The organism is Methanopyrus sp. (genome assembly GCF_053997775.1).
In genome coordinates this window covers 45,754-66,177 of sequence record NZ_JBMXXF010000034.1, presented here as the reverse complement: position 1 = coordinate 66,177, position 20,424 = coordinate 45,754, and the positions used below count along the sequence as shown (strand labels likewise).

The window sequence follows — 20,424 nt, the reverse complement described above, 5'->3', positions numbered from 1 at the left end:
TCTCACCTCCGGATTCACCGGGAGAGTCGGTCCTTCAGCAGGCTCAGGACCCTTTTCACCCTGGAGGAGCCCTCCCTGGAGAGGTCGGGCGTCGCCAAGGAGAGCTTTAAAGTCTCATCGCCCGTGTCCAGCTCGAACGTGAGGAACTCGACGTTGTCGTGGGAGGAGAGGACCCAGGGGTTCAGCAGCGTTCCCTCCGGCTTCTTCGACGGGCGGACCTGGAGCCTCGGGGGCTCCTCCCCGAGCAGCTCGAAGGGCTTGGTCAGGAGCTCCTTGGTCTTCTTGATCGCGTCCTCGCCGCTCATCGTCACCGCCGTGTAGAAGGCCCGAGTGGAAACCTGTATGCACCCCTTCTCCCCACAGAACTCCAGCACGACGTCCCCCTCCCGCTCGTGAACGTGCACGTTCAAGCGCTTTCCTCCCCGGGGTGAGGGGGTTGGCGGTCCGCAGAATCGAGATCGACCGGGAGCGGTGCGAGGGGGCCTCCTGCGCGCTCTGCGTGGAGGCGTGCGAGCGGGGGGTGTTGGACGTCAAGGGTGATGAGGTGGTGATCGTGAACCTGGAGGCCTGCGACGCGTGCGACGAGTGCGTGCGAGTGTGTCCGAACGACGCGATCGACCTGTATCGGTACCGGGAACGCCAGTTCTTAAGCGCGATGGTCAGGGCCATGCGTGGGGACGAGAAGGGCCTGGACGTGGCCCGGAAGGTGGTCATGCGCGGCCGGGACGTGTTCGGTGACAGTTGGTTCTACCTGGCGCGGGAGGTGGAGCGAACGAGCCGGATCGAGCGGATGGCGCGGCGGGAGGGGAAGCGGGCGCGGCTGTACGAGTGCAGGTGCAGACTGTGTGGCAAGCGGTTCAAGAGCAACAAGAAAGTCGACGTGTGTTCGGAGTGTGCCGGCAAGCGATCGCGTCAGGAGCGCGTTAGATGAGGGTGTACACGTAAACGATAAAGGGGAAGCGGCCCACGTACGGTATGGAGGCGGTGTCGCCATGCGCAGGCTCGGGAAGGCCCTTCACGTGACCCCGCGGGGCAACCTGATCGCCCGGGCCGATGAGGTGCCGCCGCTGGGCGCGCCCGTGGTGACCCGCCGCCGGGAGCGTGTGGGCATCATCGTGGACGTGTTCGGGCCCGCCGACCGCCCGTACGTGGCGATCCGGGACAAGTCTCGGGAGCGGTTGGAGCGGTTCGTGGGCCAGGAGCTGTTCATTCCGCCCCGACGCCGCCGCCGGCCCCCGAGAAGGGGGAGGCGCGGGCGACCGAGACCCCGGCGCAGGTGATGGGGTGTGCCGGCCATGCCTAATTCTGGTGAGGGTGAGAGGGTTGAGGAGATGGTGTGCCCGGCCTGCGGGTCTCAGGAGATCGTCTTCGACGAGGAGCGTGGTGAGTACGTTTGCGAGAAGTGCGGGCTCGTGCACGAGGAGCCCGTGATCGACCCGGGCCCGGAGTGGCGGCACTTCAACTCCGATCAACGGCAGCGTCGGTCCAGGACCGGGGAACCTGCCAAGGTGCGGCTTCCTGACAAGGGCCTGTCCACGATCATCGATCGGGAGCTTCGGGACTCCTCGGGTCGCAAGAACCCCCACATGCAGCGGCTGAGGACGTGGGACAACCGGATCAAGACCGCCAGCAGCCGGGAGCGCAACTTCCAGCAGGCGTTCCAGGAGCTGGAGGTGCTCGCCTCCAAGCTGCAGCTCCCCGAGCCCGCGAAGGAGCGGGCCGCCGCCATCTACCGGAAGGCGTACGAGAAGGGGATCGTGCGCGGGCGCGGGATCGAGAGCGTGCTCGGCGCGGCCGTCTTCGCCGCCTGCAAGGACACGCGGCACCCGCGCACGGCCCGGGAGATCGCCGAGGCACTGAACATGCCCGACGAGAACGAGATCCTCCGCGCCTACCGGGTCCTGCAGCGCCGGCTGGGCCTCCATCAACGCCCGACCGAGCCCTCCGACCACCTACCGCGCTTCGCGTCCAAGCTGAACGTCTCAGAGGAGGTGGAGGCCAAGGCTCAGGAGATCATCGAGAAGGCGAAGGAGAAGGGCATCACCGTGGGCAAGGGTCCCGCCGGCATCGCCGCCGCGGCCCTTTACATCGCCTGCATCCTCGAGGGTGAGCGCCGCACGCAGCGGGAGATCGCCGAGGTGGCCAAGGTGACCGAGGTCACCATCCGCAACCGGTACAAGGAGATCTGCGAGGCCCTGGGCATCGACCTTCACCCGTGAAGCAGCCGGTGCGCCGCCTCCCTCAACGCCCCCTCCTCCTTTTTCGGGATCGGGTACGCCCGGGCGTCCAGCACGTAGCGGACCCTCTCCCTCGCCACCCGCGGGTCCGGGCGGCCCAGGTCCAGCACCGTCAGCACCTCGGCCACCAACCTCGGGTCCCGACTGGTCAAGAAGTCCCGAAACGACAGGTGCCGGGACCGCAGGAAGCGCCCCACGTCGCTGCACCGCATCATCTCGCAGAAGTCCACCAGGGCCCGCCAAGGCTCCCTCCCGTACTCCCTCAGGATCTCCCGGCTCACCCGCTCGGGACCCACCTTCCTCGCGTACCCTCGTAGCCCGTGGATTACCCCGTACTTGCGGGCCCACCTTAGGTGCCTCCACGCCCACGCCTGACCCGCGATCCCGGTGATGAGCCCGGGCACGCCCCCGCGCACGAACTCATCCGGCATGAAGATGCGCCCGGCGCCCTCCTGCAGGACGACCGCCCACAGGTTCCTCACCGTTAGTTCTTCCTCGTCCATCCTCACCGCGCGCACGAGGACGACGGGTGGCCAGTCCGGCACGAGGTGAACCGACCAGCCCGGACGATCGACCAGCAGCTCGTGCTTCCAGAGCAACGTCTTTCGGGGCACGATGTCCACGACCGCCAGGCTCGGGTCACCGAGCTTAACCCGGAACCCGTAGAGCTCCGTCGGGTACCCTGGCCCCTCCGGCCGGGTCCCGTACACCACGTACGGCGGGATCAGGGCCAGCAGCAGGACCGCCAACGCCGCGCCAGCCCGACGCATCCACCCTCACCTCCTTCCGGTCCTTGTACGACTCCACCCGGCCCAGGGCCCGGATCCTCTCCCCGGGTGCGGGCACCCGCGCGCGGGCGGCCGACTCCGTGAGGAACACGGGGATCGTGCCGTCACTTACCTTCACCCGCGCCAGGCACCCATTTCTTAAGGTGGTGAGCCCCACCACCGTTCCGTCCACGAGCACCAGGGTCCCGTCCGGCGCCCGCTCCAGGCTCGCGACCGTGACCTTCTCTTCCGGGGCCCCGTGGGACGTCCAGAGGAGTAACGCCCCCATTAGGATGCACGCGATCGCCAGCGCTCGCTCCAAGCCGCTGCCCGGGGCGATCCCCTCGTCCGACCTTTAAACGGGCCGGGTCTCGGCGGTGGTGGGTATGGGCAGGACGGGATCGATACGCAGGGAGACCGAGGAGACGCGGGTCCGTGTGAGGGTGGACCTGGACGGGTCCGGGGTCGCCGACGTGGAGACCGGGCTGCCGTTCTTCGACCACCTGCTGGAGCAGCTGGCGGTGCACGGGGGCCTGGATCTGGAGGTGAGGGCCGAGGGGGACCTGGAGGTGGACGATCATCATCTGGTGGAGGACGTGGGCATCTGCCTGGGCCGGGCGCTCGATGAGGCGCTGGGGGATCGGAGGGGCATCCGCCGGATGGCCTGGTCGGCGGTGCCCATGGACGGGTCCCTGGTGCTCTGCGCCCTGGACCTGTCCGGTCGGGCCTACTTCCGGGTGAGCGGGTTCCGGCCCTCGCGCCCGGGGATCGGGGAGCCGCCCCTCTCGCTGGAGAACGTGCCGCACTTCTGGCGCAGCCTCTGCGAGCACTCCGGCACCACGATGCACGTGGAGTTCCGCGCCTGGGACAACGATCATCACGCGGTGGAGGCGATGTTCAAGGCGGTGGCCCGGGCGTTGCGGGAGGCGGTGGAGGTGGTGGGGGAGAGCGTGCCGTCCACCAAGGGGAGGCTGGGGCGTGGGTAGGCGCGCGTTCTCGCTGGTGGAGCCCTCCCCAGCGAAGAACCTGCTGCCCGTGTTCGAGCGGCTGGAGCGGGAGGGATGGGACGTTCGGGTGTACGGGCACGGGCGCGGCGCGGAGGTGCTGAGGTGGGAGGGTCGGGACGCGCCCACGCTGGGCCGGTCGCGGCGGGGCGAGGGGTGGCGCGGGTACCTGGGCTTCGCGGTGGATCTGGCGAGGGTGGCGGCGAGGATGGCGAGGGATCGCCCGTCGGTCGTGTTGTCCTCGGGGAACACCGGGGACGCTCGGAAGTCGCTGCTGGCGGCCGCGGCGCTGCGCGTGAGGTCCGTGCACGTGGAGATGGACGTGTACAACCCGGTGGAGGCCGTGAGGTTCGCCTCCCGGGTGCTGGTGCCGTTCTCCCGGGAGTTCGCCCGGAGGTTGCGTCGCCGGGTGCGGGTGGAACCGGAGGTGATCCCGGGCCCGCCGTTGGCCCAGTACCTGGCCGAGCGCCACCTGCGGGGCCGGGTGCCCGGGCCGGTTCCGAGGGAGTGCGAGGGTCGCGTGCTGGTGTGCCTGGGTGGGGACGTGACGACTCGGGGGGCGCGGCGGTTGCTCGAGCGGTTGTCCGAGCATGAGCCGCTCGTGGTGCCGTTCCGCGTGGACGCGCCGTCGTGGTGCGATCGGGTGGAGGGATTCGTGGACCTGCCCGGGGCGATGATGGTGGCGGACGTGGTCGTGTTCTCGGGCGGGTTCGGGGTGACCATCGAGGCGTGCGTGGTGGGGCGGCGGGCGGTGAAGGTGTGGGAGCGGCACCCGCGGCACTTGAGTCACTGGATCGCCCGCGAGTCGGGCGTACCGGTGTTGAGCCTGGAGGAGGCGGTAGAGGTGGATCCCGTGAGCGTGGCGGAGCGTCCCGAGGGCCGGTGGCTGGTGCGCGGTGGGGAGGAGGCCGTTGACCGGATCCTGGCGGAGGTGGAGCGCTGACCGGTGCCTTCGGGTGGCGGGCGCGGCGCTGCTGGGGCTCGCGGCCGTTTTGGTGCTCACGGACACGCCGCTCGACGCGGTGGTGCGGGAGTTCTTCTACCCGGTGCTGACGGGTTCCACGGAGGCGAAGCCCGCGCTCCTGCTCGCTCACCTTGGCCTGGCGTGCCTGTTGCTGGCCCGGGGACGGGCGCCGGTTGAGGTCGGGGATCGGATGGCGGGCGCGGTGGTGGCGCTCGTCCCATCCCTCCCGTACGTGGGGCAGCTGGCGATTCAGCTGCACACCCCGTACCGGCTGAAGGCGGGCACGCTCGTCATCGTGACGGGCGGCGGGTCGGTGGGTGAGACGACGTCGCTCACGCACACGCACGCGCTGAAGGCGTGCGTGGGCAAGCTCCTGCGGTGGGCGCTGGATCACGTGCGCACCAAGTACCACTACGGTTCGGTGCTCGCGAAGTACGTCCCGTGGTACCTGGCCGTGACCCTAGCGCTGGCCACGGGGCTGGCTTACCTCGTCCTGGCCCTCCTTCACCCGTTGAGCGTGCGGGCTCGGAGGGGTACGGTGCTGGAACCGCTCCTGCTCTCGCTGGCAGGGTTCCTCACCGTGCTCGGGGCGGTTGACGGTGGCTTCATGTGCAAGCCGATGGTGATCGGACTGGGTCTCTACCTGGTCTGGGCGTTGGGCCCGGGGGCGGGCGGCTGGCGCGGGTTCCCCGGTGCCGTGGCGGTGGGGTTGACCCCGATGCTGATTCAGGCGGTGGTACGGTCACTGTGGTACCTGGCGGCCCCGGTGGCCCCGAACTCCGTCGCCTGGGCGGCCGCTCTGTCGGCGCTCATGGCGCTGGCGGTGGGCAGGGGGTTGTGACCGTGCGGGCCGCGAAGGTGGCGGTCGTGGTGCTAGCGGCCGGGCTGGTGGGAGCGCTCTCCGGAGTGCTGTCCTACCAGTGGATCGCCCTGCACAAGGGGGCCCAGGTAGCCTGTTACCACGTGGTCGTGTGCAACCTGAAGCCGGGGTTGAAGCCGGGGGAGGTGCGTCGGGCGCTGCTGCGCGCCCCGTACGTGGTCCGGGTGGGAGGGGTCAGGACCGCGCCCTCCGCCGTGGAGGCGTGCGTTATCGTGCGGCTCCCGCGACCCATGTCCAAGTGGGAGTTGGGCCAGCTGCTCAGTCAGTCTCTGCGCCGCGAGGGGCTGGGTAAGGCCCCGGCGGTCTTCCTCGACCGGGTGAACGCGTACATCGTGGAGGTGAAGGTCCGGAACCCGGCGGTGGACCCGCGGGTCGTGGCCCGTAGGCTGGAGCGGGCGCCGGCGATCCTGGCGGTGTTCCGGGCGGAGCGGCGTGGGTCTATCTACGCGTTTGAGGTGGCGTCGCTGGACGACGAGTACCCGGTCGCGTACGCGGTCACCGGGGTGCTTCAGGCGGAGAATTTGAAGCCGATATCGATGGCCAACGTGACCCCGGTGAAGTGGGGCTACGTGCTGTAAGGGGGTGCAGGGATGGGCGAGCGGGTCCTGGTGACGACGGCCCTCGCCTACACCAACGGTCCCCTGCACATTGGTCACGTGCGCAGCACCTACCTGCCCGCGGACGTGTACACCCGGTTCCTCAAGATGCGCGGCGTGGACGCGATCCACGTGGGCGGCACGGACAATCACGGGGTCCCGATCGCCCTGCAGGCCGAGCTGGAGGGTAAGCGCCCGGAGGAGATCGTGCGGAAGTACCATCGGCGGATCGAGGAGGACCTGAAGCGGCTGGACATCGAGTTCGACGAGTTCTCGTGCACGTGCCGGGAGTTCAACGAGGAGCACGTGCGAATGACCCACTGGTTCTTCGAGCGGCTGTACGAGCGGGGCTACATCGAGGAGCGGGAGGTGGAGCAGCTGTACTGCCCCGAGTGCGAGCGCCCCCTGCCGGACCGGTACGTGGAGGGTCGGTGCCCGTACTGCGGCGCCGAGGGGGCGCGGGGCGATCACTGCGAGGCGTGCGGTCGGCACCTGGAGCCCACGCAGCTGGAGGAGCCCCGGTGCGTGATCTGCGGGTCGGAGCCGGAGGTGCGGAGGACCCGGCACCTGTTCTTCAAGCTCAGCGAGTTCGAGGAGGACCTCAGGGAGTGGATCGAGGGTAACGAGGACCTGCCCAGGAACGTGCGGAACTACGCGCTGGAGTGGCTCAAGGAGGGGCTCCGGGACTGGGACATCACCCGGGACCTCGACTGGGGTGTGCCCATCCCGCTCGAGGGGTACGAGGACAAGGTGTTTTACGTGTGGTTCGACGCCCCCATCGGGTACGTCACGTTCACGAAGCAGTACTGCGAGCGGGAGGGCTGCGACTGGCGGGAGTACTGGTTCGATGAGGGCACCAAGATCGTCCACTTCATCGGCAAGGACATTATCGTGCACCACGTCCTGTTCTGGCCGGCCATGCTGATGGGGGTGGGGGCGAACCTACCCCACACGGTCGTGGCGGGGGAGTACCTGACCCTCGAGGGACGGAAGATGAGCACGAGCCGAGGCTGGGTCGTCTGGGTCCGCGACTTCGTGGAGCTGTTCCCGGCGGACTACCTGCGGTACTACCTGATCACGATGAGCCCGTTGACGAAGGACGCGGACTTCTCCTGGGACGAGTTCCGAGACAAGATCAACAACGAGCTGATCGCCAACCTGGGCAACTTCGCGTACCGTACCCTCTCGTTCATCCACCGGTTCCTGGACGGCGAGATCCCTGACGTGGAGGCGGAGGGGGAGGTCGTGGAGGCAATCGAGAGGTACCACGAGCGGGTGACCGAGCTGCTGGAGCGCTTCCGGTTCAGGCAGGCCCTGTACGCGGTCCTGGACCTGTCCGGCTTCGGGAACGAGTACTTCCAGGACCGGGAGCCGTGGAACCTGAGGAAGGAGGATCCCGAGGAGTGCGAGCGCGTCCTGAAGGGCTGCGCGCGGATCGTGAAGGCGCTGGCCGTGATGCTGGCCCCGTTCCTGCCGAGGAGCGCGGACAGGCTGTGGCGCGGCCTGGGGTACGAGGACTCCGTTCACGATCGGGGGTGGGAGGAGGCCCTCCGTGACGTGCGGGCCGGCCCGATCCCGCGGCCGGAGCCCGTGTTCCCGAAGGTGACGGAGGAGGAGCTGGAGCGGGCCAAGGAGCTGCTGCCGGAGGACTAGTCGCCGAGGATCTCCCGCAGCGCGAGCTCCTTCACCAGGTGGATGAGCGGATCGGTCGTCGGGTGCACCTCTATCACCTCGAGCCGGCGCGGCCCCTCGCTCAGGGCGAGGTCGGCGTAGTGCAGGAACGCCGACGCGTGCGGGCCCACCGTGAACAGCTCCGTCCGCTCCCCCCTCCTTCTACCCAGCAGCAGCCCCCCGAGCCCCCGGGCGAAGAGCCAGAAGGACGGTCCCCCGGCCGGGGCCTCTCGGTGGCCCTCCCAGGCCGTTCTCACCTCGGTTCGACCGATGTCCCGGAGGAGCCTCACGACCCTCGGCATCGGCGGGTGACCGCGTCGAACCCGGTGTCCGAGCGCGTTCAGCGCGGCGATCAGACCCTCGTACCGGGCCACCGGGGTCAGGTACGGCGGGCCGGTGACGTCGCCCGCCGCGTACACGCCCGGTCGCGAGGTCCTCATGCGCTCGTCCACCACGACGGCCCCGTCCTCGTTCACCCGGATGCCGGAGCGGACCGCCACCTCGGAGTTCGGCCGCAGCCCGGTCCCCAGGAGCACGACGTCCGAGACCGTGAACCCGTGCTCGAACTCGCACTCCAGCCCGCTGCTCGTCTCGCGGATCTTCCTCAACCCTCCCCCGCGCACCACCTCAACGCCCACGAGCTCCAGGTCCCGGAGCGCCTCGCGGACCACTCTCCTAGGATATCCGGGGAGGAGCCTCGACCGGTACACCAGCGTGACCTCGGCCCCGAGCGCCGCCAGCACGAACGCGAGCTCCAGCGCCGTGGGACCGCCCCCGACCACGCAGACCTCACCGGGCAGGTCGAGGCTCAGTAGGTCCCGGTACGTCACCACGCCGTCCAGGTCCACGCCCTCCACGTCCGGCACCCGGGGCCGCGAGCCGGTCGCCAGGAACACGTGCTCCGCCTCCACGCGGTCCCCGTCCACGACGACCGCCGGACCCTCCTCCACCCGCTCGACCTCACCGCGAGTCAGCTCCACGCCGGCCTCCCGGAGCTCCCGGATCAGACGAGACCTCACCCGGGACAGCGCCCTCCTCAGTCCCCGGGCGAGCTCCCGGTAGTCCACCTCCACCGACAGCTCGATCCCAGGGATGCCGAGCCGGGACCACGCCACTAGCCGCGCGACCTCGATGAGGGCCCCCACCACCGTGCACGCCTCGTTCAGGCACTTCCCTCCGACGCCCTTCCTACCCTTACGATCAATTAGTAACACCTTTTTACCGGCCTTACTCAGCACCAGCGCGCACGTCCTGCCGGCCGGACCGGCGCCCACGATAACGTCCACCGACCTCCCCACCCGGCCTCTCTCACGGATTCACCCGGGGAGTGGGTCCTTGGACATGACGCAGGTCCCACTCCTCCTTATGACCTTGGGAGCCGCGATGATCGCGGCGGACTTCCTGGCCAACACCGGCGTCGTCTCCGTGATCGGGGTCGCGCTCCTGTGGCTGGGCAGCTGGCTCAAGGATCACCGGCTGCTCCTCGTCACGGGGCCGCCCGGGGCGCTGGTCCTGGCGATGCAGGTCTGGGGTGTGCTCCGGCGCGAGACCCGGGCCCGGCGGTCAGGAGTCGGACCCCGGGACGCGAGGCAGCTGGTGGGCGAGGAGGGCGTGGTCATCTCGGAGGATCCGCCCCGGGTGGAGGTGGATGGTGAGGTCTGGGACGTCGTGTCCGAGGTGGAGCTCACCGAGGGCGATCGGGTCGTGGTGAAAAGGGTGCTGGGCAGCCGGTTGGAGGTGGAACCGGTCAAATCGGGACGATCCCACCGCAGGGAGGACGTCTAATGGTCTGGTGGACGTGGCTGGCGGTCGGGATCGGGGCGGCGCTGCTGCTGTTCGCCTCGTCCGTTCGGGTGGTGAACGAGTACGAGCGCGGCGTGGTCCTGAGGCTGGGTCGGTACGTCGGTACCCGGCCGCCGGGACTGAACCTGATCGTGCCGGTGATCGATCGGATGATCCGGGTGGACCTGCGGGTGGTCACCCGGGAGATCCCACCGCAGGAGGTGATCACCCGGGATAACGTGCCGATCAAGGTGGACGCGGTGATCTACTACCGGGTGGTCGACCCGGCTCAGGCGGTGCTCAACGTGGGCGATTACGAGAGCGCGGTGTTCAACCTGGCCCAGACGACCCTGAGATCGGTGCTGGGCGAGGTGGAGCTGGACGAGGTGCTGGCGAAGCGGGAGGAGCTGAGCGAGCGGATCAAGGGGATCATCGACGAGAAGACGCGGGACTGGGGCGTTCGGATCGTGGACGTGGAGATCCGGGACGTGGTGCTGCCCGAGGAGATGCGGCGGGCGATGGCCCGGCAGGCAGAGGCGGAGCGGGATCGGCGGGCCCGCATCATCCAGGCGAGGGCCGAGCGGCAGGCCGCGGAGGATCTGAAGGCGGCGGCCGAGCGGCTGGGCGTGGATCCGGGCTTGCTGAGAGTCCTGCAGACGCTGTCGGAGGTGGCGTCGGAGGAAAACGTCACGCTGGTCATGCCGGTGCCGATCGAGCTGCTACGGGTCTTGAAGGAGTCGGAGTAGCCAGTCGCCCGCGATCCTCGTTCGGCCCCGCTCCAGCTCCACCTCAAGTATGACCCCCTCCAGCGGCAGCAGCTTCTGGTCCGACCGGTCCCCGTAGACCAGGCAGTTCCGGGTGAAGCCCAAGATTCGGCCGCGGATCCCGTGGTGGGGTCGGGACCGGGCGCGTACGACCCTGAACTTTTTGCCGATTAGGTGCTCGGGCTCCGGGGGGTGATCCGTGGAGGTCACGTACCGGGGCCCCCTGGAAAGGGAGCGGTTGTACCTGCCCCGGGAGGCGTTTCCCAGCTCGGCCCGGGACGCGTTTCGGAAGCGGGAGCAGGTGGGACGGTTGCTGGAGCTGCTGTGCACGTGGATCCGGCCCGGGGACGTGATCGTGGACGCCGGGTGCGGGCGCGGGGCGCTGACCGCGGCGCTCGCGCTGTCGTGCCCGTCGTGTGAGGTGGTGGGGTTCGACGTGCGGGAGTTCCGGTCGTGGCCGGTCCTGGAGGGGTACCTGGAGTCGGTCGGTGCGGGCAACCTCCGGTTCGAGACGTGGGACCTGCACGAGGTGGTCTCGGGCCGGGTAGGGTTGGGCGTGGATCGGGCGGACGTGGTGGTGGGGCTGCACCTCTGCGGCACGTTGACGGACAGGATGTTGGAGCTGGCCCGGGAGCTCGGGGCGCGCGTCGTGTTGGTCGTGCCGTGCTGTTACGGTCGGGCCAGCCCGCGGGTCATCGAGGACGAATTGGGCGTGCGGCTCGAGCGGGGTAAGGGTTGGCTGAAGAGGGAGCTGAAGCGCGCCGAGGGCTCGGTGCGTCATCAGCTGGTCGTGTGCAGAATTAGGGGTAGGTTCCTGGAGAAGGAGGGGTTCAGGGTGAGGGTGGGGGTGGCCTTTCCCAAGAAGGTCTCGGGGAGGAGGGCGTTCTTGGCCGGGCTCAGGTTGGACTCGGGTTAGGAGACTTCGATGGTGTCCTCGGGGAACCCTTCCTTCTTGATCAGGTACTCCCTGACCTTGTTTCGGTGGTCGCCCTGGAGGATGATCTTGCCTTCCTTCGCCGTGCCGCCGCAGGCGCACTCCTTCTTCAGCTTGCTCGCCAGCTCCTGGAGGTCAACGTCGGTGTCGTCGAGGCCTTCGATGATGGTGACGATCTTGCCGGGGCGAACCTGCTCGGTGTAGATTTTGATCTTCTCGACGGTCTCCTTGGAGACCTCTTCACAAACGCAAAGTTCCTTTGGGAGGCCGCAAACGGGGCAGATGTCTTCATCCTGCATCTTTACGGGGCCTGCCCCTCAGCGTTTTTCGGCCTCTCGGATCTTCTTGAGTTCCTCCTCGCGCTCTATCGTCAGTATCCTGGCGATGTTCCTCTTTATTTCTCTTACCCTTCCGGGATTCTCCGGGACGCCGGCGACGGACTTGGACGTCATCTCGCGGAGGAGTTCGGCCTTGAGCTCCTGGAGCTTCTCGCGGCGCTCCTCGGGGGACATTTCGCGGATGTCGTCCGGGTGCAGCTTGTACTTGCCCACGGTTTACCCCTCCCCCTCCTCGGGCTCCTCCGACTCGCCGACGAGCTCCTTCAGCTGGTCCTCCACCTCCTCCGGCGGCTTGACCTCGATCTCGTCCGGTAGCTCCACGTCGGGTGGCATGATCTTCACGGTGACGCCGATGGCGCCCGGCTTGGTGATGGCCTGGACGTAGCCCTCGATCATGTACTCATCGCCGGGCTCGCCGCAGTACTTGACCACCCCGTCCATGAACTTCTCCGTTCGGGCCCGGGCGCCGATCAGCTTGCCGGAGAGCTTGATGAGCGCGCCCTTGGCGCCGGCGTTCATGATTCTCCTCAGGGCCCCGTAGGCGGCGCGACGGAAGTGGATGCCGCGCTCGATCGCGGAGGCGAGTCGTCGGGCGACGACGCGGGGGTTGAGCTCGGGGGTCGGGATCTCCTTGACCTCGATCGTGACGCGGCCGAGGAGCGGGAACTCCTCCTGCACCTCCTCCTCGATGCGGCGGATGTTGCGGCCGCGGCGGCCGATGGCGATGGCGGGTCGCTCGACGTACACGATGATCTTGGTCGCGTTCGGTACGCGCTGGAGCCGCATGCCGCCGTAGCCGGCGCGGTCGAGCTCCTGCTCCAGGTACTCGTCCAGCTCGGTCTTAAGCAGGCCGTACTGCACGAATTTCTTGTGCACGGGGACGTTCTCTCCGTACATGACCACGGTGGGCGGCCCCCTAGCGCTCCTCCAGGATGACCTCGATGTGCGTGGTCGGCGTGTTGAACGGGGTCGCGCGCCCGAAGGCCCGCGGGATCCAGCCGCGGATCACGCGGCCCTTGTGCGCCGCTATGTGCTTTATGTAGAGGCGGTCCGTGTCCAGCCCCTTCTGCTCGGCGTTGGCCTCGGCGTGCTCCAGCACGCGCAGGATCTCCCGGGCGGCCTTCTGGGGGAACCTACCGGCGTCCCATCCGGGCCGGATCTGGCGCCGGTGGGGGACCTTCTTCTTGTGCTTGCGGAAGGGCACCGCCTCCTCCTTCCGGATCACGCGCTTCAGGAACTCCTTGGCCTCGTCGAGGGACTTGCCCCGGAGGGCCCGGCAGATCTCGCGGGCGTGCTTGGGGGAGATCCTTAGTTCGCGGATGAACGCCTTGGCGGTGCGGTCCTCGTCCAGTTCCTCCGGTGGAATCGAGTAATGCCACTTCTTCGTGCGCACCAACGCGATCCCGCCCCCGTTTCCGAACCCCGGCCCGGGCCTCGCTGCTCTTAAATCGTCATCGGGAAGGGGGCCGGCGCGCTTGGTCCGGGTGCTGGGCGTGCAGCTGGGGAACACGGGCACGGACTACTGCCTGATGAACGAGCGGGGCGAGTGGCGGATCGTGGCCCGGGAAGAGGGGGTCTTCGGGCGGATCTCGTGCGTGTTCCCGCTGGAGAGGAGTCGGCGCGCGCTGCGGCGGGAGATCGCGCCTCGGGTGGTTCGGAGGGTGAGGGAGGTGGGGCCCGACCTGGTCGTCCTGGGCACGATCGTGGACGAGCTGGGGCTGATCCTGGGCCCGATGGTTCACGAGCGGACGGGCGTGCCGACGCTGGCGGTGTACGGGGACCCGTGGGGGGCCCCGGACGGGGACGCCGTGGGCGCGCCGTACTGCGTGGCGGAGGAGTACCCGGACTGCGTGCACGTGGACGTGGGTGCGATGGCGGTCGTGACGCCGATCCGGGGCGGCGAGCCGGACTTCGGGGACGCGGTCGTGTGCCCGGGGACCTTTCCGATCGATCTGGCGGCGCGGGAGCTGCTCGGAAGGGAGTACGACAAGGGAGGCCGGATCGCGGCCCAGGGCCGGGTGGACGAGGGGCTGCGGCGGGAGCTGGAGGGGTTGGAGTCGGACGGTCAGCCGGTGTTCGGTCCAGTCAAGGGCAGCCTCGGGGTCGTCCCGCCGGAGCAGGAGCGGCTGCTGAGGCCCGTGCTCTCGGGGTTCGAGGGGCGGCCGGAGGATGCGCTGCGGACGGTGACCGAGCTGGTGGCGGAGACGATCGTGGAGAACGCGGGGCGGTGCGGGGAGGGGACGCTGGTGCTCTCGGGCGGTGGTGTTAAAAATGAACTTTTAAGACGGAGGGTGTCGGAGCTGTGGGAAGGCGAGGTGGCCGTCTTCGCGGGCGAGGAGTTGGAGGCGCGGGGGCTGTGCCTGCTGGGGTTGAGGTTCCTGGAGGGTGAGTCCGTTCCCGCGCTACCCTGTGGGGGGAGCCGGGATGGCGGAATTGGAGAAGGTTGAGGAGTCGGAGAAGGTCGAGCCGGAGGTGGAGATTCAGAACATCGTGGCCTCGGTGGATCTGAAGGGCGAGGTGAACCTGGACGAGTGCTCCGTGATCCTGCAGGGCGAGTACGAGCCGGAGCAGTTCCCGGGGCTGGTGTACCGGCTGGAGGACATCGGGACGGTGGTGCTCATCTTCCGGTCGGGCAAGATGGTGTGCACGGGGGCGAAGACCCGGGAGCAGATCTACGAGAGCGTGGAGCGGGTTCGGGAGGATCTGAGCAAGAAGTGCGGGGTGGAGTTCGAGGGCGAGCCGGAGGTGGAGGTCCAGAACATCGTGGCCTCCATCGACTTCAACGTCCCGCTGGACCTGGACATGATCGCGGAGGTGCTCACGGAGGATGAGGATGTGGTGGGGATCGAGTACGAGCCGGAGCAGTTCCCGGGGCTGGTGCTGCGGCTGAAGGAGCCCAAGGTGGCGATGCTCCTGTTTTACTCGGGCAAGGCGGTGTGCACGGGGGCGAAGACCGAGGACGAGCCGGAGAGGGCCGCCCGAAAGGTCGCGGAGAAGATTGAGAAGTACGGGCTAAGGCTCACGGGGTAGTGGCCGGGCCACGACGATCGGCACGTGCTCGAACCGGTCCAGGAAATCCTCGTCCAGGCGCCCCGGGTCCCCTACCTTCTCCAGCGCGTCGTAGACCGTGCGGCCGGCGCCCTTCGTGCGCACGCGCTCGGCCGCGTCCAGGAGCCGGATGGCCTCTCGGACGCTCACGTCCCCCGCGATGGCCACGGGCGTGGGACCCAGGGTTCGGGCCAGCAGCCGACCGATCAGGAACCCCAGGATGCCCGTCCCGGAGACTATCTCCGGGTGCGCCCGGGCGATCGTGGTGAAGAGCACGCCGAAGAGCTCGTACGTCTTGTCCGTGTCGCCCACGACGACGGACACGTTCACCCCGCGCTCCCGCCGCAGCCGCTCCCGCAGCCGCCGGGCGAACCGCTCGGCCGAGGCCGGGACGGGGGCGGCGTAGTACCCCGGCACGTTCCCCACGTCGCACCCGGCCTCCGACACGGGCTCCAGCGCGTGAATCAGCCCGAACTCCTCCAGGATCATCTGCTTGTGCCTCGCGCCCTCACGCTTGGGGTACCGGCGGAGGTTCCTCACGGTCTCCCGACGCAGCGGCGGGTCCATCAGCGGGCCCAGTAGCGGACCCAGCACCCACCCCCACGCGATCCGCATCCACAGGAGCACCAGCAGCCTCGCGAGCAGCCCGGGCTCGTACTCACGCTCGTCGATCAGCTCCCCCTCGGCCACGGCGACCGCCTTCTCCGAGACGAGCAGAACGTCCCCGTCCCGCAGCTCGACCCCCTCCAGGGCCGTCAACGCGTTCCTCAACGCGCCGGAGCCCACTCTCCAGTACTTATCCCTGACCGGGATCAGCCTGTAGTCGGTCACCCTCGCCACGGGTCACCACCGCCCGGGGGAGGCGCACCCGTGCTGGACCGGCTGGCGAAACGGTACCTAACCCCGGAGAACCTCCTCCGACTCGCCCTGCAGGCGCTAGAGCAGGCCGTGTTGATTCTCATCGACCTCGCCAGGAACGCGGAGGTTCAAGTCGGACTGGAGGGAGACTCGTACCGGGTGACGGTCGACGACGCGAAGGGTCGGTACTCCGTGAGCGTGGAGGGTGAGGTGAAGGAGAAGGCCGTGGAGGCACGGGTTGAGGTCGAGGCGGCCGGCGTGGGGGCGGAGGGGGAGTTCACCGTCCGCGGGCGCCGGGTGGCGGAGCTCGCGCGCCGCGCGCTCGATGAGCTCAGCGGTGGGTAGACCAGGGATCGGCCAGGGCCTCCGCCGCCGCCCTCATCCCCGGCTCCTCCGCGATCTCGGCCGCGCACTCCAGGAGCCTGATCACCTCCTCCAGCCACCCGGCGACGTCGGTCGGGTACGCCGTCAGCCCGTACCGCCGCTCCAGCTCCCTCGGTAGGGCGAAGACCGACCGACCCTCCAGCCGCTCCTTCAGCACCAGGTGCGACGCGCGGGCCGGCACGTGCTCGCAGTGCGGGAACGCGTCGCACCCGCAGTCCACCGCCCGGATGAGCCGCACCAGCCGGTCCCGCTCCTTCTTCGGCAGGTGCTCGAAGACCTCCCGACGCTCCGAGTGAATCACCTCCAGCGCGTCCTCGAACCGGGCGGGGACGGACATCCGGGTGACCCGCTCGACCGCGCGCCGGAGGGAAGGCGAGAGCTGCAACCGCTCGAACGGTCGCACCTCCGCCACGGCCCGCAGCGGATCCTCGGACTCCGACTCGACGAGCCGGTGCACCGTGCGCGGGCCGATGAAGTAGCGGACGGCCACCCAGCCCCGCCGCGTCGGTCGGAATCCCTTCACGAACCCGAGCTCCCGGAGCTCTCGGAGCCGACGCTCCGGATCCCCGGCGAATCCGAGGGACTCGGAGCACAGCCGGCGGAGCTCCTCGGGGGAGGAGGCGGCCCCGCTGGTCACGTGGGCCAGCACCTGCTCGCGCTCGTCCTCGTCGTCGTACTCGACCTCCACGGGCTCCGGCTCCGATTCGAGCAGTCGGAAGGCGACCTTGTCCTCCGTGTCCTCCTGACCCGCGTGGTACCGGCGCCCCGGTTCCACCATCAGGACGACCTTCCCGCGGTCGTGGTACCCGGGCCTCCCCGCCCGGCCGGCCATCTGCTGGAACTCCATCGGCGTGAGCCACTCGATCCCCATGGCCAGGCTCTCGAAGATCACCTGAGAGGCGGGGAAGTCGACGCCCGCACCGAGGGCCGCGGTCGTGACGACGGCCGCCAGCTCGCCCCGCTCGAAGGCCCGTTCGGTCGACTTACGCCGGTCGTAGGGCAGGCCCGCGTGGTAGGGGGCGACGTCCAGCCCCGTTCGCTCCCGGAGGAAGTCGGCCAGCCGGTGCGTGTTCCGGCGCGAGTGGGTGAACACGATCGTCTGACCCCGGTACCCGGTTGAGTACTCCGTCTCCCACTCCGCCTCCACGAGCCGGGCGATGCGGTCCCACTTCTGCCGTCGATCCTGGTTGATCACGAGGTGGTACTCCAGCGGCACGGGTCGCTTGTCGTGGATCACCGGGCGCGCGTCCAGGTACTCCGCCAGCTCCTCGGGGTTCCCCACCGTGGCCGACAGTCCCAGCAGCTGCGCGTCGGTCAGGGACTTCAGGCGGCAGATGAGTCCGTCCAACCGCGGGCCCCGGTCCTCGTCCCTCAGGGTGTGAACCTCGTCGATGACCACCACGCCGATCTCGTCGGGGTCGAGCGCCCGGGTGCGCAGGAGCAGGTCGAACCCCTCGTACGTGCCCACGATGATGTCCGCCTCGTCCGGGTCCGGACCCCGCTCCGGGCGCGAGAACTCCTTCAGCCGGGTCGCGCCCACCTGGAGCCTGACGCCGAGGTTCAGCCGCTCCCCGTACTTCCGGCGGAACTCTCGGAACTTCTGGTTGGCGAGCGCCACGAGCGGGACCAGGTAGACCATCTTCCTCCCTTCCTCCAGGACCCGGGTGAGGCCGGCCAGCTCGGCGACCAGGGTCTTGCCCGACCCGGTGGGCGACACGACCAGCAGGTTCTCCCCCTCCAGCAGCCCGGCGCGCACGCACTTGGTCTGGACCGGGGTCAGCTCCCGGTACCCCTGCTCCCTCAGCAGCCGGATCAGCCGGGGCGGGGCGTCCACCTTGGAGATGGGTAGCCGCTCCTCCCCCTCCTCCGCTTCCACCACGGACCATCGGGTCTTGTCCTCCTCCCGGGCGGGGTCGAAGGAGGGATCCACCATCTCGATCACGCGGTCCACGTCCCGAACCCGGTCCAGGAGCCTCTCCAGGCGCTCCAGCAGCGTCTGAGAGAACCCGGGGACCCGGAACCGCAGCTCCTCCTCCAGGATCTCCCGGGCGCACTCCCGGCAGACGCGCACGTCGCCGAATCGGTACCCGTCGTCGAGCACCGTGATCCGGTCCGAGGCCAGACAACGACGGCAGAGATTCACCCGGTCCACCCGGGCCCCCAGCAGGCGCTCGGCGAGCTCGTCCAGCCCCTCACGCGCCAGGACGGCGTCCGAGGACCGGATTAGCTCGAGGACGCGATCCGGCGGGGTAGGTTCCCCGTCGAGGATCCCCCGGACCGGGCGGCCGTCCGGGTCGAGCTCCAGCAGCGCCTCCCGTTCGATCTCCGCCCCGTCCCTGGGATCCCCGTCGACCAGCGCGATCCGCAGGCGGTCCCCCTTACGCTCGAGGAAGACGGCCGCGCTCACCGACGCTCCTCCCCTTCACCCTGACCGTGACCAGGCGCTCCACCGTGCCGTCGGGCCGGTATTTGGGCTTGATCAGGAGCACCGCTCCCCGGTCCACGCGGATGAGCCCGGGCGAGTGGAGCCACAGGCGCAGGGAGAGGGGCGGGGGCAGCTGGATCAGGGCCCGACCCGGGATCTCCAGGACGGGGATCACCAGGGTTTGGATCGGGACGTGGACGGGCACGACGCGCCCCCTCCAGCGGGCCGGGTACCAGGAGAGGTCCCACCCCTCGCCGGGGAGGGCGGGGTCCCCGGAGACGGGCCTCACCAGCCGAAACCCGAGGAAGGGAAGCCAGACGTCGGTCACGATCCACGCGCTGACCCGCACCCGGCCGTCCTTCAGCACCGGGGACCCCGGGCGCAGGTACGGGAAGGCGTACCGGAGCGCGCTCTCCCGACGCTCGATGGAGTGGGTGGGCACGCTGACGATCCCCTGCACCCGGCCGGACCTGGGGTCGATCAGCCGACCCCGGCCGTGCTCGTCGATCACGACCATCCACAGCCTGTCTCCCGACACGCTCCAGGCCAGGAGGTAGCGGGACGAGTTAAGGTGCAGGACCTCCGGGGTCACGTACGCGGCCGGCTCGAGCCGGACGGCGCTCGGGTGCAGGAGGCGCTCGCCGGTCAGCGTCGCCCAGGCGCGGACCGTGAGCTCGGTGGGGAGTCCGGTCGTCAGGTCCAGGGTCGGGATCAGGGGGAGCAGGGCCACGGCCACGAGCAGTCCCAGCTTCGCGCGGTCGATCAGCCCGCTCAGCTGCCGGTACTCGCGCCAGGGAAGCCGGGACTGTCGCCACAGGTAGAGTCCGAGGAGCAGGAGGTAGGCCAGGAGGGGGAGCATGTACAGGGAAAGGATCGGGTACGTGAGCAGGGTCAGCGAGGCGATGAGGAGGGTGATGGCCGCGAGGCGCAGGCCGTGCGAGATCGCCGCGGACTCCAGCAGCTCCCGGTCGGCCAGGTACTCCTGCACGTCCAGCGCGGCGCCGGCCAGGCGGGAGAGGAGGAGCATGGCGGCCCGCACCTTGAACACCGGGCCGATCAGGATCCCCAGGGCGAGGATCGCGCGGGCGGGGTGGCCCGAGGCGAGCCATTTCAGCGCGGGTACGGAGGGGAACCCCTGCAGCAGGGCGGTGAGCAGGGCCACCTTCGTCGCCTGCCAGGTCAGCCAGGGTCCGGCGGGTAGGGGGCGCGGTTTCCTTCTCCACGCGCAGCTGAGCAGGAGGTGCAGGGACGAGTAGCCTGGGGTGAGCCGGACCGCGCACGCGGCCAGGGCGGCGCAGATCAGGTAGTGCAGCTCGGCCTTTCGGGCCGCCTCCGGTCCCGGGGCGTGGACCGCGGACTCGTACCCGGCGTACGCGAGGTAGGCCAACAACGTTGTTAAACAGGCTACGAGGGCCAGCCACGGCGACCTGTCGACTCGAACCAACCGAGACCCCCGGGGGACGCTGAGGATGGCGGCGCCGATCGAGGTGGGACGCATCTGCGTGAAGACCGCCGGTCGGGAGGCGGGCAGGTACTGCGTCGTGGTGGACATCATAGATGAGAATTTCGTCATCGTAACCGGGCCGAAAGAGCTCACCGGCGTTCGGCGTCGGCGGTGCAACGTGAAGCACCTGGAGCCGACGCCGGAGAAGATCGACATCGAGCGGGGCGCGTCGGACGAGGAGGTGAAGGAGGCGCTGGAGGAGGCCGGGCTGGCGGAGCTGGTTCGGGAGGGCATCGTCAAGTCCGAGTAGGGGCGAGGGGCGGGCGCC

The 20,424-nt window shown here is 69.3% G+C and carries 26 protein-coding genes; 15 read left to right on the top strand and 11 right to left on the bottom strand.

What is annotated here, in order from left to right:
- Positions 1-14 precede the first annotated feature (14 nt).
- Positions 15-410, bottom strand: a complete 396-nt coding sequence (locus ACXJJV_RS05575; protein WP_456467185.1) for a hypothetical protein — start codon at positions 408-410, stop codon at positions 15-17.
- A 26-nt stretch (positions 411-436) separates the two neighbouring features.
- On the opposite strand from ACXJJV_RS05575, the gene ACXJJV_RS05570 reads away from it, so the two are divergent.
- The 3 genes from ACXJJV_RS05570 to ACXJJV_RS05560 all read left to right on the top strand — a co-directional run bounded on the left by ACXJJV_RS05570 (position 437) and on the right by ACXJJV_RS05560 (position 2,219).
- Positions 437-931: a 4Fe-4S binding protein gene (locus ACXJJV_RS05570; RefSeq protein ID WP_456467184.1), complete on the top strand. Its 495-nt coding sequence runs from the start codon at positions 437-439 to the stop codon at positions 929-931.
- A gap of 61 nt (positions 932-992) precedes the next feature.
- Positions 993-1,280, top strand: a complete 288-nt coding sequence (locus tag ACXJJV_RS05565; RefSeq protein ID WP_456467183.1) for an H/ACA ribonucleoprotein complex subunit GAR1 — start codon at positions 993-995, stop codon at positions 1,278-1,280.
- A 15-nt stretch (positions 1,281-1,295) separates the two neighbouring features.
- The gene (locus ACXJJV_RS05560; RefSeq protein WP_456467182.1) at positions 1,296-2,219 is read left to right on the top strand and encodes a transcription initiation factor IIB; all 924 of its coding nucleotides are present in this window, start codon (positions 1,296-1,298) and stop codon (positions 2,217-2,219) included.
- On the opposite strand, the gene ACXJJV_RS05555 is transcribed toward ACXJJV_RS05560, so the two are convergent.
- Positions 2,210-3,007 (bottom strand): hypothetical protein, encoded by a 798-nt coding sequence (locus ACXJJV_RS05555; RefSeq protein WP_456467181.1) that lies wholly within the window; start codon positions 3,005-3,007, stop codon positions 2,210-2,212. The genes ACXJJV_RS05560 and ACXJJV_RS05555 overlap by 10 nt on opposite strands.
- A 383-nt stretch (positions 3,008-3,390) precedes the next feature.
- Between ACXJJV_RS05555 and hisB the strand changes: the two genes are divergently transcribed.
- The 5 genes from hisB to metG are packed head-to-tail and all read left to right on the top strand — an operon-like array spanning position 3,391 to position 8,101.
- Positions 3,391-3,990 (top strand): imidazoleglycerol-phosphate dehydratase HisB, encoded by a 600-nt coding sequence (gene hisB / locus ACXJJV_RS05550; protein ID WP_456467180.1) that lies wholly within the window; start codon positions 3,391-3,393, stop codon positions 3,988-3,990.
- Positions 3,983-4,951 (top strand): glycosyltransferase family 28 protein, encoded by a 969-nt coding sequence (locus ACXJJV_RS05545; protein WP_456467179.1) that lies wholly within the window; start codon positions 3,983-3,985, stop codon positions 4,949-4,951. The genes hisB and ACXJJV_RS05545 overlap by 8 nt, the downstream gene beginning before the upstream one ends.
- A complete protein-coding gene (locus ACXJJV_RS05540; protein ID WP_456467178.1) occupies positions 4,920-5,813 on the top strand; it encodes a hypothetical protein in 894 nt (297 codons plus the stop codon). Before ACXJJV_RS05545 ends, ACXJJV_RS05540 begins: the two co-directional genes overlap by 32 nt.
- A gap of 2 nt (positions 5,814-5,815) precedes the next feature.
- Positions 5,816-6,430 carry a hypothetical protein gene (locus tag ACXJJV_RS05535; protein ID WP_456467177.1) on the top strand — a complete coding sequence of 205 codons (615 nt, stop codon included), beginning with the start codon at positions 5,816-5,818 and terminating at the stop codon, positions 6,428-6,430.
- 12 nt (positions 6,431-6,442) lie between these two features.
- Positions 6,443-8,101 (top strand): methionine--tRNA ligase, encoded by a 1,659-nt coding sequence (metG, locus tag ACXJJV_RS05530; protein WP_456467176.1) that lies wholly within the window; start codon positions 6,443-6,445, stop codon positions 8,099-8,101.
- On the opposite strand, the gene ACXJJV_RS05525 is transcribed toward metG, so the two are convergent.
- Positions 8,098-9,405 carry an FAD-dependent oxidoreductase gene (locus ACXJJV_RS05525; protein ID WP_456467175.1) on the bottom strand — a complete coding sequence of 436 codons (1,308 nt, stop codon included), beginning with the start codon at positions 9,403-9,405 and terminating at the stop codon, positions 8,098-8,100. The two genes, metG and ACXJJV_RS05525, sit on opposite strands and share 4 nt — an antisense overlap.
- 55 nt (positions 9,406-9,460) lie before the next feature.
- Here ACXJJV_RS05525 and ACXJJV_RS05520 point away from each other — a divergent pair, with 55 nt between their 5' ends.
- Positions 9,461-9,904, top strand: coding sequence for an NfeD family protein (locus tag ACXJJV_RS05520; protein ID WP_456467234.1), 444 nt, complete (start codon positions 9,461-9,463; stop codon positions 9,902-9,904).
- Positions 9,904-10,647 carry a slipin family protein gene (locus ACXJJV_RS05515; protein ID WP_456467174.1) on the top strand — a complete coding sequence of 248 codons (744 nt, stop codon included), beginning with the start codon at positions 9,904-9,906 and terminating at the stop codon, positions 10,645-10,647. Before ACXJJV_RS05520 ends, ACXJJV_RS05515 begins: the two co-directional genes overlap by 1 nt.
- Here ACXJJV_RS05515 and ACXJJV_RS05510 read toward each other — a convergent pair.
- Positions 10,621-10,770 (bottom strand): hypothetical protein, encoded by a 150-nt coding sequence (locus tag ACXJJV_RS05510; RefSeq protein WP_456467173.1) that lies wholly within the window; start codon positions 10,768-10,770, stop codon positions 10,621-10,623. The genes ACXJJV_RS05515 and ACXJJV_RS05510 overlap by 27 nt on opposite strands.
- Positions 10,771-10,864: 94 nt before the next feature.
- Between ACXJJV_RS05510 and ACXJJV_RS05505 the strand changes: the two genes are divergently transcribed.
- Positions 10,865-11,581: a methyltransferase gene (locus tag ACXJJV_RS05505; RefSeq protein ID WP_456467172.1), complete on the top strand. Its 717-nt coding sequence runs from the start codon at positions 10,865-10,867 to the stop codon at positions 11,579-11,581.
- Here ACXJJV_RS05505 and ACXJJV_RS05500 read toward each other — a convergent pair.
- The 4 genes from ACXJJV_RS05500 to ACXJJV_RS05485 are packed head-to-tail and all read right to left on the bottom strand — an operon-like array spanning position 11,578 to position 13,333.
- On the bottom strand, positions 11,578-11,898 hold the full coding sequence (locus ACXJJV_RS05500) for a translation initiation factor (protein WP_456467171.1): 321 nt from the start codon (positions 11,896-11,898) through the stop codon (positions 11,578-11,580). The two genes, ACXJJV_RS05505 and ACXJJV_RS05500, sit on opposite strands and share 4 nt — an antisense overlap.
- A gap of 18 nt (positions 11,899-11,916) precedes the next feature.
- Positions 11,917-12,150 (bottom strand): 50S ribosomal protein L29, encoded by a 234-nt coding sequence (gene rpmC / locus ACXJJV_RS05495; RefSeq protein ID WP_456467170.1) that lies wholly within the window; start codon positions 12,148-12,150, stop codon positions 11,917-11,919.
- A gap of 3 nt (positions 12,151-12,153) precedes the next feature.
- Complete coding sequence (locus ACXJJV_RS05490) at positions 12,154-12,834, bottom strand: 30S ribosomal protein S3 (protein ID WP_456467233.1); 681 nt, start codon at positions 12,832-12,834, stop codon at positions 12,154-12,156.
- Positions 12,835-12,853: 19 nt separating this feature from the next.
- Complete coding sequence (locus ACXJJV_RS05485) at positions 12,854-13,333, bottom strand: 50S ribosomal protein L22 (RefSeq protein ID WP_456467169.1); 480 nt, start codon at positions 13,331-13,333, stop codon at positions 12,854-12,856.
- 88 nt (positions 13,334-13,421) lie between these two features.
- Between ACXJJV_RS05485 and ACXJJV_RS05480 the strand changes: the two genes are divergently transcribed.
- Both ACXJJV_RS05480 and ACXJJV_RS05475 read left to right on the top strand, forming a co-directional pair.
- Positions 13,422-14,384, top strand: coding sequence for an anhydro-N-acetylmuramic acid kinase (locus ACXJJV_RS05480; protein ID WP_456467232.1), 963 nt, complete (start codon positions 13,422-13,424; stop codon positions 14,382-14,384).
- The gene (locus ACXJJV_RS05475) at positions 14,362-14,967 is read left to right on the top strand and encodes a TATA-box-binding protein (protein ID WP_456467168.1); all 606 of its coding nucleotides are present in this window, start codon (positions 14,362-14,364) and stop codon (positions 14,965-14,967) included. Before ACXJJV_RS05480 ends, ACXJJV_RS05475 begins: the two co-directional genes overlap by 23 nt.
- On the opposite strand, the gene ACXJJV_RS05470 is transcribed toward ACXJJV_RS05475, so the two are convergent.
- Positions 14,950-15,825, bottom strand: a complete 876-nt coding sequence (locus tag ACXJJV_RS05470; protein ID WP_456467167.1) for a coenzyme F420-0:L-glutamate ligase — start codon at positions 15,823-15,825, stop codon at positions 14,950-14,952. The genes ACXJJV_RS05475 and ACXJJV_RS05470 overlap by 18 nt on opposite strands.
- A gap of 30 nt (positions 15,826-15,855) precedes the next feature.
- On the opposite strand from ACXJJV_RS05470, the gene ACXJJV_RS05465 reads away from it, so the two are divergent.
- Positions 15,856-16,188 (top strand): hypothetical protein, encoded by a 333-nt coding sequence (locus ACXJJV_RS05465; protein ID WP_456467166.1) that lies wholly within the window; start codon positions 15,856-15,858, stop codon positions 16,186-16,188.
- Here ACXJJV_RS05465 and ACXJJV_RS05460 read toward each other — a convergent pair.
- Together ACXJJV_RS05460 and ACXJJV_RS05455 are read right to left on the bottom strand one after the other, a co-directional pair.
- Positions 16,175-18,634: a DEAD/DEAH box helicase gene (locus ACXJJV_RS05460; protein WP_456467165.1), complete on the bottom strand. Its 2,460-nt coding sequence runs from the start codon at positions 18,632-18,634 to the stop codon at positions 16,175-16,177. The two genes, ACXJJV_RS05465 and ACXJJV_RS05460, sit on opposite strands and share 14 nt — an antisense overlap.
- The gene (locus ACXJJV_RS05455) at positions 18,606-20,096 is read right to left on the bottom strand and encodes a hypothetical protein (protein ID WP_456467164.1); all 1,491 of its coding nucleotides are present in this window, start codon (positions 20,094-20,096) and stop codon (positions 18,606-18,608) included. The genes ACXJJV_RS05460 and ACXJJV_RS05455 overlap by 29 nt, the downstream gene beginning before the upstream one ends.
- Before the next feature lie 25 nt (positions 20,097-20,121).
- Here ACXJJV_RS05455 and ACXJJV_RS05450 point away from each other — a divergent pair, with 25 nt between their 5' ends.
- Positions 20,122-20,406 carry a 50S ribosomal protein L14e gene (locus ACXJJV_RS05450; RefSeq protein WP_456467163.1) on the top strand — a complete coding sequence of 95 codons (285 nt, stop codon included), beginning with the start codon at positions 20,122-20,124 and terminating at the stop codon, positions 20,404-20,406.
- Positions 20,407-20,424: the final 18 nt, after the last annotated feature.